At 66.4% G+C, this 8,678-nt stretch carries 11 protein-coding genes and 1 tRNA gene; 2 read left to right on the top strand and 10 right to left on the bottom strand.

Annotated features, from left to right (window positions below; genetic code table 11):
* Together ACPEES_RS15860 and ACPEES_RS15855 are read left to right on the top strand one after the other, a co-directional pair.
* A partial coding sequence (locus ACPEES_RS15860) for a hypothetical protein (RefSeq protein WP_435104521.1) occupies positions 1–262 on the top strand: 262 nt, incomplete at its 5' end.
* Positions 259–489, top strand: coding sequence for a hypothetical protein (locus ACPEES_RS15855; protein ID WP_435104520.1), 231 nt, complete (start codon positions 259–261; stop codon positions 487–489). The genes ACPEES_RS15860 and ACPEES_RS15855, both read left to right, overlap by 4 nt.
* Before the next feature lie 161 nt (positions 490–650).
* Here the strand turns inward: ACPEES_RS15855 and ACPEES_RS15850 are convergent.
* From ACPEES_RS15850 to ACPEES_RS15805, 10 genes are all read right to left on the bottom strand, one after another.
* Positions 651–726, bottom strand: a tRNA-Lys gene (locus ACPEES_RS15850).
* Between the two features lie 62 nt (positions 727–788).
* The gene (gene ybgF, locus ACPEES_RS15845) at positions 789–1,739 is read right to left on the bottom strand and encodes a tol-pal system protein YbgF (protein ID WP_435104519.1); all 951 of its coding nucleotides are present in this window, start codon (positions 1,737–1,739) and stop codon (positions 789–791) included.
* A gap of 6 nt (positions 1,740–1,745) precedes the next feature.
* Positions 1,746–2,321, bottom strand: a complete 576-nt coding sequence (pal, locus tag ACPEES_RS15840; protein WP_435104517.1) for a peptidoglycan-associated lipoprotein Pal — start codon at positions 2,319–2,321, stop codon at positions 1,746–1,748.
* A 36-nt stretch (positions 2,322–2,357) separates the two neighbouring features.
* On the bottom strand, positions 2,358–3,635 hold the full coding sequence (tolB, locus tag ACPEES_RS15835) for a Tol-Pal system beta propeller repeat protein TolB (protein ID WP_435104516.1): 1,278 nt from the start codon (positions 3,633–3,635) through the stop codon (positions 2,358–2,360).
* A gap of 11 nt (positions 3,636–3,646) precedes the next feature.
* Positions 3,647–4,663: a cell envelope integrity protein TolA gene (gene tolA, locus ACPEES_RS15830; protein ID WP_435104515.1), complete on the bottom strand. Its 1,017-nt coding sequence runs from the start codon at positions 4,661–4,663 to the stop codon at positions 3,647–3,649.
* Complete coding sequence (gene tolR, locus ACPEES_RS15825; protein WP_435104522.1) at positions 4,663–5,064, bottom strand: protein TolR; 402 nt, start codon at positions 5,062–5,064, stop codon at positions 4,663–4,665. Before tolR ends, tolA begins: the two co-directional genes overlap by 1 nt.
* 64 nt (positions 5,065–5,128) lie before the next feature.
* Positions 5,129–5,836: a protein TolQ gene (gene tolQ / locus ACPEES_RS15820; RefSeq protein ID WP_435104514.1), complete on the bottom strand. Its 708-nt coding sequence runs from the start codon at positions 5,834–5,836 to the stop codon at positions 5,129–5,131.
* Positions 5,826–6,254, bottom strand: a complete 429-nt coding sequence (gene ybgC, locus ACPEES_RS15815; RefSeq protein WP_435104513.1) for a tol-pal system-associated acyl-CoA thioesterase — start codon at positions 6,252–6,254, stop codon at positions 5,826–5,828. Before ybgC ends, tolQ begins: the two co-directional genes overlap by 11 nt.
* 480 nt (positions 6,255–6,734) lie before the next feature.
* Positions 6,735–8,096, bottom strand: coding sequence for a sigma 54-interacting transcriptional regulator (locus tag ACPEES_RS15810; protein ID WP_435104512.1), 1,362 nt, complete (start codon positions 8,094–8,096; stop codon positions 6,735–6,737).
* Between the two features lies 1 nt (position 8,097).
* Positions 8,098–8,664 carry a hypothetical protein gene (locus tag ACPEES_RS15805; protein ID WP_435104511.1) on the bottom strand — a complete coding sequence of 189 codons (567 nt, stop codon included), beginning with the start codon at positions 8,662–8,664 and terminating at the stop codon, positions 8,098–8,100.
* Positions 8,665–8,678 lie beyond the last annotated feature (14 nt).

The following is an 8,678-nucleotide window of genomic DNA, read 5'->3' as shown; positions in this document are numbered from 1 at the left end:
GGTTGCTGGCACTTCCATTCCAGCCGGATACGCCGCCTTTCTCAATCCCGCCTGTACACCACTTTCGACAGTAACTCATGGAAGACCACCAAGCCCGGCAACTCATCATCTGGCTGCTGGTCACCAGGGAGCGCTTTGCGGAGCTAACGGGGCTTCCCCCTCGGTCAGGTCTTACCTGCCCTCCAAGAAGGTGGGCAAGCACCGGATGATCAATCTCGCCCTCGTCACGCAAGACTGCCTCGAATCGGAGGAATGGGAATGACCGCCTACCTCCCGGCCTTCGAGGTCACCGACGATATTGAAGAGGCCCTGGAATCGGGCACGCTCCGCGTCCAGACCGGGCAGTGGGTCTGCCGCAAAACCTTCTACGGCGGGGACCACAAGGGCCGCGTCAAGCAATTCTGCCACGGCGGGCCGAAGCGTGCGCGATGCCATGTCAGCCGCTTCTTGGTCGGTCGACAGTCACGGCCACATGCCGGCGCTGCGTAGCGCCAGGGCAGGGTGTCGGTGAGGACGGACTTGGGGAGACCAGGAACGAGCTGAGAAAGCGGCGTGAGTGTTTCCCACACTCGTGGTGACACTTGGTTGACACCTGCGCACAAAAAAGCCCGCCTTTGAAGGGCGGGCTTCAGCCAAGTACCTAAATGTTCTGGTGGGCCCTGCTGGACTCGAACCAGCGACCAGCGGATTAAAAGTCCGATGCTCTACCAACTGAGCTAAGGGCCCGCGAGGCGCGCAATAATAGCGAATCGGCGGCGGTCGGGCAATCCTTCCGCCGCCGATTCCGGTTAGCCGCCGATCTGTTCGAGACGCTGGCGCGCGAGGCTGGCGGCGGAGGAGTCGGGATACTGGTCCACCACTTTCCGCAGGCTCTGCCGGGCCTGGCCGAGCTGGCCGTTCTCGTAGTGGATGTAGCCGATCTTGAGCAAGGCGTCGGGACGCTTGGCGCTGTTGGGGTAGTCGTTGAGCACGCGGTTGAACTGGTCCAGCGCCTGGTCGAATTCGCGCACGACGTAGTGTGTTTCGCCCAGCCAGTAGCGGGCATTGTCGGCGTACTCGCCGCGTGGGTGGCGGTCGAGGAAGTTGCGGAACGCCTGCGCGGCTTCCTGATAGCGGCCGGCGCTCAGGGTGTCGAAGGCCGACTGGTACTCCGCATACACGTTGCCGCGGCCTGCCGTGCTACCGGTCTGCGACCCGGTCCCCGGGGACTGAGTCGTGTCCGTGCCGTTGTCGGCGCGTGCGGTATCGCTGGGCGTGGAGCCGCTGGCGCCGGTGCCGCCCGAGGCCGGTGCGTCGGGGGGCGTCGTGCCGGTATCCGGCATGTCGCCCGGTGGGGTCGCGCCGGGCGTCGTGGTGCCCGGTATCGTACCGCCGGAACTCGAGCTGCTGCCGCTCATGGTACCACCGCCCATGCTACCGCCCGCGGTCGCGCCGCCCTGTTCGAGCTGCAGGAGGCGGTTGTCCAGGTCGGAGTACATGCTGCGCTGGCGTTTCTCGAGCTCCTCGATGCGACGCTGAAGCTCGCCGATGCGGCCGTTCAGCCGCTGCACTTCCTGCTGCAGGGTGCTGAACTGGTTGAGCATGCGGGTCAGCGTGCCGCTATCGAGCTTGCGTTCCAGCACCGTCAGGCGGCGTTCGAGCGACTCCTGGCTCTGGGCGGTCGCGGGCAGGGCGCTGGCGAGTAGCAGTGCCGCCAGGGCGCTGCCGGTCAGTTGCCGGGTTAAGGTCATTGCCTTCATGGCCGTTTAACGCTCGTAGACGAGTTCCGCGCGACGGTTCTTGGACCAGGCCTGTTCATCGTGACCGTTGACCGCCGGTTTCTCCTCACCGTAGCTCACGATGGTGACCTGATCACCCGCGGCGCCGTTGAGCGTAAGGATGTCGGAGACGCTCTGGGCGCGGCGCTCGCCGAGGGCCAGGTTGTACTCCCGGGCGCCGCGCTCGTCGGTATGACCCTCGACGATCACGCTGACCTCGGGGTGTGTGGCGAGGTACTCGGCGTGCGCGGTCAGGGTTTCGGTGTCCCCGTCGCTGAGCTGGCTGCTGTCGAACGGGAAGTAGAATACCCGCGTGGAAAGCGGGCTCGCCGGGTCTTCCAGGTCGGCGCTGGTGAAGCCGCCCTCGGCGCCGGCACCGCTAGCTTCTGCGCCATCCATCTCCTCGCCGGTCATGGTGCCATCATCGGCTCCCGTGCCGGTGACGGCTTCGCCGTTCGTGTCGTCCATGGTGGCAGCATCGCCTTCGGTCTTGTCCGTGGTGGCACAGCCGGTGACAGCGAGTGCGAGCAGAGCGATGGCAATCCAGCGAAATGCGGGTTGCATGGTATGTCCTCCGTTACGAATGGTTGCGTGAGTCGGTTATTTCGGTGACCAGGCCGGTTCCTGCACGTCGGCATTGGCCTCGATCAGGGTGTCCTCCGCGCGGCCATGCACCGAGATGGTGGCGATTGCCGGGGTGCCGGCGGCGGTCCGCGTGTAGCCGAGCATGACGCCGTTGGGGGAGAAGGTCGGGCTTTCGTCGAGCGGTCCGCGCGTGAGTATGTTCACGAGCCCGGTCTCCATGTCGCGCACGGCAATCCGGAACTGGCCGTCACGTCGGTGCACCATGGCGAGCAGGCGCCCGTCCGGCGATATGTCGGGGGAGGCATTGTAGTCGCCTTCCCAGGTGAGGCGCTCGGCCTCGCCGCCGGTGATGGCCTTGCGGAAGATCTGCGGGCCGCCGGCGCGGTCGGAGGTGAATAGCACCGATTCGCCGTCCGGCGCCCAGACCGGCTCGGTGTCGATGGCCCAGTGTCGCGTGAGCTGGCGGGTCTCGCCGGAGCGTACGTTGAGTATGTAGATCTCCGCGTTGCCGCCGCGAGACAGGGTGATGGCCAGGCTCTGGCCGTCCGGCGACCAGGCGGGGGCGCCGTTGATGCCCTTGAAGCTGGCGACGCTGCGGCGCTTGCCGGTGGCAACGTTCTGCACGAAGATCTCGGAGCGGCGGTCCTCGAACGACACGTAGGCCAGTCGATCCCCCGATGGGTCCCATGCCGGGGACATGAGCGGCTCCTGCGAGGTGAGGATGGTCTGTGGCTGCCGGCCGTCTGCCTGGGCGACGATGAGCCGGTGGCGGCGGCTGTCGCCTTCGCCCTCGGCCTGGACATAGGCGATGCGCGAGTTGAAGCCACCGGGGCGGCCCGCCAGTGCCTGGAAGATTTCGTTGCTGATGGTGTGCGCGAGGGTGCGCAGGCTGTTGCCACCGGCGGTGTAGCGCTTGCCGACCAGGCGAGAGCTGCCGTAGACGTCCAGCAGCTCGAAGCGGACCTGGTACTTGCCGCCGCTTTCCTGGATGCTGCCGACGACGAGGTTGTCCGCGCCGAGGGCGCGCCAGTTCTGGAACTGTACTTCGTCTATGCTCGCCGGGCGGGCGAGGAAGTCCTCGCTCGGCAGCGGCTTGAACAACCCGGTGCGCCGCAGGTCGTCACGGATGATGGCGGCGAGGTCCTCCGGCGCGTTACTGCCCTGGAAGGGGACTACGGCCAGGGGCAGGGCGCCGACAGCACCACCGGTGATGTCCACGGTGATCTGGGCGCCGGCACCGGTCGCGCTCAGGCTGAGGATCAGGGCGGCTAGCAGGCGATGCAGTCGTCTCATGGCGTGTGGTCTCACGATTGAGGCGTGAAGCGGAAACGAAGCTGGCGGAATTGGGCCGCCACCTGGGGATCCTGGGGCATCGGCAGTGTGCCGACGCGTTGTACAGCAGCGGCGGCGGAGCGGTCGAAGGCGTCGTTGCCGCTGGATTCCACCACACGGGCGCTCATGACCTCGCCGCTCGCGCCGAGGCGAACCTGGATCACGCAGGATAACCCGTCGCCGACGCCGGGGGGGCGGATCCATGCCTGTCCGATCTGTTGTTGCCACAGCGGGATATACTGGCTCTTGGCCGAACTGAATGCGCGTTGCTGGCGCTCCATGTCGAGTCGCTCCTTGAGCTCGCGCTGGCGTTCGGCCTTGCGCGCCTCTTCGGCGCGTTGCCTCGCGGCTTCCCGTGCTTCGCGCTCCTGCTTCCGGCGTTCCTGTTCCCGGCGCTCCTGTTCCTTTTTGCGCTTTTCGGCGAGCTTCTTCTGGCGCTGTGCCTCGGCTTCCTGCTCCTTGCGAAGCTTCTCCAGGCGTTCCTGCTCGGCCTTGCGTTGCTCGGCGAGCTCTTTCTGGCGCTGTGCCTCGGCTTCCTTCTCCTTGCGAAGTTCCTCCAGGCGCTCCTGCTCGGCCTTGCGCTGCTCGGCGAGCTCTTTCTGGCGCTGTGCCTCGGCTTCCTGCTCCTTGCGGAGTTTCTCCAGGCGCTCCTGCTCGGCCTTACGCTGTTCGGCGAGCTCCTTCTGCCTTTGCGCCTCGGCTTCGCGTTCCTCGCGTAGCTTCTCGAGCCGTTCCTGCTCCGCCTTACGCTCGGCCTCCAGCGCTTCGAGCTTTTCACGGCGTTTGCGCTCGGCCTGCTCGCGGTTGGTCTCGATCTCTTCCATGGCCTGCTGGACCTGGGCTTCGTCCACGGCCACGGCCTGAATCGCCTCGGGCTGTTTCGGGCCGCCGCTGGATGGACTGAACTTGAAGCTCAGCCCCAGAGCGAGCACTACAACCACGTGCAGCGCGATGGCCAGCAGTATGTCGCGTGTGACACGGCCGCGCATCAGCCTTCCTCCGGCGCGGGTTGGGTCATCAGTCCCACCTGGGGCACGCCGGCCTGTTTGAGCCGGGCCATCACTTCGATCACCCGGCCATAGGCCACACCCCGGTCACCGCGTACCATTACCGGGGCGTCGGGGCGCTGGCGCATCACGGCGGTGATCGTGGCGACGAGCTTCTCGGTGGTGACGGGCTCGCCGGGATTCTCGCCGAGGTTGAGGTAGGTCTTGCCCTCGCGGTCGACTTCGACGATCACCGGCTCCTGGTCCTGCTGGGCCATCGGCTCCGCACTTTGCTGGGGCAGGTCGATCTCCACGCCCTGGTAAAGCAGAGGGGCGGTGACCATGAAGATGACCAGCAGCACGAGCATGACGTCGATGTAGGGCACGACGTTGATCTCCGCCATCGGGCGGCGGCGGATGCGTCGGGTACGCGGGGTCAGAGTGCTCGGCACGGCGCTCTCCTCGCGGTCATTCCGCGGCGCCGCGGGCGGCGGCGCCTGCGGGCTGGCTCTGCACGTGGCGCTGGAGGATGCTGGTGAACTCCTCGACGAAAATCTCGTAGCGGTTGATCAACCGCTCGATCTGGCTCGCGTAGCGGTTGTACGCCACCACAGCCGGAATCGCTGCGAACAGGCCCATGGCCGTGGCGATCAGCGCTTCGGCGATGCCGGGTGCCACGGTGGTGAGGGTGGCCTGCTGCATCTGCCCCAGGGCCATGAAGGCGTTCATGATGCCCCAGACGGTGCCGAAGAGTCCCACGTAAGGGCTGGTGGAGCCCACCGTGGCGAGAAACGGCACGTAGGCTTCCAGTGCATCGCTCTCCCGCGAGAGCGCGACGCGCATGGCGCGGTGTGCGGCCTCCACGGTCGGCTCGCCACCGGCGCCGTGCTTGCGCATGCGTGAGAATTCACGGAAGCCGGCGCGGAAGATGCGTTCCATGCCGCCGGTCTCTTCGTGGGGCGTTTGTACCTGGGCGTAGATCTCGGCCAGGTTGCCGCCGGACCAGAAGCGGTCCTCGAACGCCTCGGCGCCGTTGTGCGCCTGCTTGAGCGCGCGGCGCTTGCGGAAAATGAGCGCCCAGGAGGCGATCGAGGCGGCCAGCAGCGTCAGCATCACGAGCTGGACGACGAGGCTTGCCTCTAGAATGAGGTGGCTTAAGGTCAGATCAACCGACATCGGCAATCTCCGCAGCAAGTATTTGTGGCAGCGGGCGCGGTCGCAGACCTGCGGCGTCGAGGCACACCACCGTGACGCCGGCCAGGCAGAGCGCCTGCTCGGCTTCGTTGACGATGCGCTGATCGAAGTACAGCGCGGTACGCCGTGGGCGGCTGACGCGGGTGATCACGGTCAGCGCATCGTCGAGGCGCGCCGGGCGCTCGTAGTTGATGTCCAGGGAGCGGACCGCGAAGACACGGTCGAGTTCCCGCCGTAGCGACTCCTGGCCGAATCCGAGCTGGCGCAGCCATTCGGTGCGGGCACGTTCCATGTAGCGCAGGTAGGCGGTGTGGTAGACGATCCCGCCACAGTCGGTGTCCTCGTAGTAGACACGCACCGGCCAGGAGAACGCCGTCGCCTTGTCGGTGGGTCCGGTCACCGCTGCCTCCGCTGTCCGAGTGGCGGCCAATGTAGCCATCCCTCCCGTTTGCGGCAAGCGCGGATCACCGCAGGGTGTGACCGTGTGCGTTGCGTCGGGATGTGGCTGCAAACAAAAAACCCCCGGCGGATGGCCGGGGGCGTGAAGAGAAAGCACCTGCAGACCGGAATGAGGGGGTGACGGGGCTTCTTGGAGTCTGCAGGCGCGAAAACCGTTGTTGCTGCATGCGGGCGTTTGCCGCCTTGCGTTGGAAGAGATACTAGCAGAGACACCGGCGGTGACCACGGACGGGTCGATTCGATCCGGATCGACTGTGTGGCGGTTTTGATAAATGGCTGTTTTTTCTTTTTAAATTCGATCGCTTCCGGCAATGTCGTTGCCCGGCGACAGCTCTGTTGCGGCGTCGTGACGCGGCGAATGGGCCGGACGTCGCCGCCAGCGTAGTCCGGCGGCGACGTCGGCTGTGCAAGCTGCCACGCCCTATGTTCGGGCGTGCTTGAACATGCCCGGGTTGAGCTCGTGACGGTTGAGCAGCTTGTAGAACTCGGTGCGGTTGCGTTTGGCGAGCCGCGCCGCTTGAGTCACGTTGCCCTGGGTGATCTGGAGCAACTTCACCAGGTAATCCCGCTCGAAGTCGCGCCGGGCGTCGGCGAACGCGGGTAACCCCGGCGTGTCGTCGCGCAGCGCCTTGCGGACCAGCTCGTCGGCGACAATGGGGGTAGTGGAGAGGATCGCGACCTGCTCGACCACGTTGTAGAGCTGGCGCACGTTGCCCGGCCAGGGAGCGCTGACGAGCCGCTCCAGCGCTTCCTGTGCGAATCCGCGCAGGGGTTTGTCGTACTTCTGCGCGAGCTGCTGGAGGAAGTGGTTGGCGAGCAGCGGGATGTCCTCGCGGCGGTCGGCGAGCGAGGGCAGCGCCAGCGAGACCACGTTGAGCCGGTAGTAGAGATCCTCGCGGAAGCGGCCTTCGCCCATCTCGTGCTCGAGATCCCGGTGCGTGGCCGAAATGATGCGCACGTCCACCGGCACCGGGTTCGTGGAGCCGACAGGCCGGATCTGCTGCTCCTGGAGCACGCGCAATAGCTTCACCTGCAGCGACAGCGGCATGTCGCCGATCTCGTCGAGGAACAGCGTGCCCCCGTCGGCGGCATGAAAGAGCCCTTCGTGGTCGCTGGTGGCGCCGGTGAAGCTACCTTTCTTGTGACCGAAGAGCTCGGATTCCAGCAGGTTTTCCGGGATCGCGCCGCAGTTGACGGCCACGAACGCGCCCGAGGCGCGGCGGCTGGCGTTGTGAACGGCGCGCGCGAGCAGTTCCTTGCCCGAGCCGCTTTCGCCGTGGATGAACACACTCGCCTCGCTGGGCGCGACCATGCGGGCGCGCTCGAGGACGTCCTCCATCTCCGGGCTGCGGGTGATGATGTGCTCCCGCCAGGCGTTGTCGACGGTGGCGTCCTCGTCGGTGGGGATGGCGCCGGATAGCCGAAGCGCGCTTTCCACCTGCTGGAGCAGATAGGGGGCCTCGAACGGCTTGGTGATGAAGCCGAACACGCCGTTCTTGGTCGCCTGCACCGCCTCGGGAATGGAGCCGTGGGCGGTGAGGATGATCACCGGCAGCGTCGGGTGCTGGTCGCGCAGGTGCTGGAACAGCGTCATGCCGTCCATGCCGTCCATGCGCAGGTCGGTGATTACGAGGTGGGGGCGGACACCGGTGAAGTTGGACAGTGCCTCTTCGCCGCTCTGTGCCGTGGCGACCTCGTAGCCCTGAGACTTGAGGCGAATGGAGAGCAGACGAAGGACACCCGGGTCATCGTCCACCACCAGGATGCGGTATGCGTTTGCCATGCTATTCCTCGGCGTTGTTTCGGCGGTCGCGGCGTTGCAGGCTTTCCTCGATGGCCTTGAGCCCTTCGAGCTGCTTGCGCAGCTCCGCGTTCTCCGCGCGCAGTTTCTCCAGCTCCTGCTGCCTGGCAGCGGCGCCGTGGTTGGCTTGTGCATTCCGTGCGCGCCACTCCAGTGCCCGTGCGACCAGCGCAGCGAGGGCGCCACGCGTGGAAGCTCGCACGGCGGGGGAGTCCAGGCAGGGGGCGAGTATGGCCTCGGCATCACTGGCCCGGTCTGCCGTTGGCATACGTGTCATGAGCATAGCAGAGCGCACGCGCGCCACGGTGCAGCCCGGCGTTTGCCGAGCCGCTGCCATGGCTTCGAATCGGTCCAAGACGACGCTCGGTTCCAGCCGCTCGACGGTGTGATAGTAGTCGACCAGCTTCCGTACCCGCCGGGCTTCCGGGTCCGGCGTGGGTATCGTGGTATGTGGCGCCTCCCCGGTGGTTGATCCCTGGGGCAGGCGCAGCGCCTCGCAGCCGGCGAGCGCGGCAGCGAGGGCGAGTGTGACCAGTGTCAGTCTGCGCATGTTCGTGCCGTCGT

The organism is Arhodomonas sp. AD133 (assembly GCF_051195215.1).
Taxonomy (GTDB): domain Bacteria; phylum Pseudomonadota; class Gammaproteobacteria; order Nitrococcales; family Nitrococcaceae; genus Arhodomonas.
The sequence above is the reverse complement of the archived record's forward strand: the minus strand, read 5'-3'. Positions and strand labels throughout refer to the sequence as shown.

Bases quoted from the DNA above. Each gene is read 5' to 3' on its own strand.
- ACPEES_RS15855 (WP_435104520.1), top strand. From the start codon at position 259: ATGACCGCCTACCTCCCGGCCTTCGAGGTCACCGACGATATTGAAGAG.
- ybgF (WP_435104519.1), bottom strand. From the start codon at position 1,739: ATGAAGGCAATGACCTTAACCCGGCAACTGACCGGCAGCGCCCTGGCG.
- pal (WP_435104517.1), bottom strand. From the start codon at position 2,321: ATGCAACCCGCATTTCGCTGGATTGCCATCGCTCTGCTCGCACTCGCT.
- tolB (WP_435104516.1), bottom strand. From the start codon at position 3,635: ATGAGACGACTGCATCGCCTGCTAGCCGCCCTGATCCTCAGCCTGAGC.
- tolA (WP_435104515.1), bottom strand. From the start codon at position 4,663: ATGCGCGGCCGTGTCACACGCGACATACTGCTGGCCATCGCGCTGCAC.
- tolR (WP_435104522.1), bottom strand. From the start codon at position 5,064: ATGGCGGAGATCAACGTCGTGCCCTACATCGACGTCATGCTCGTGCTG.
- tolQ (WP_435104514.1), bottom strand. From the start codon at position 5,836: ATGTCGGTTGATCTGACCTTAAGCCACCTCATTCTAGAGGCAAGCCTC.
- ACPEES_RS15810 (WP_435104512.1), bottom strand. From the start codon at position 8,096: ATGGCAAACGCATACCGCATCCTGGTGGTGGACGATGACCCGGGTGTC.
- ACPEES_RS15805 (WP_435104511.1), bottom strand. From the start codon at position 8,664: ATGCGCAGACTGACACTGGTCACACTCGCCCTCGCTGCCGCGCTCGCC.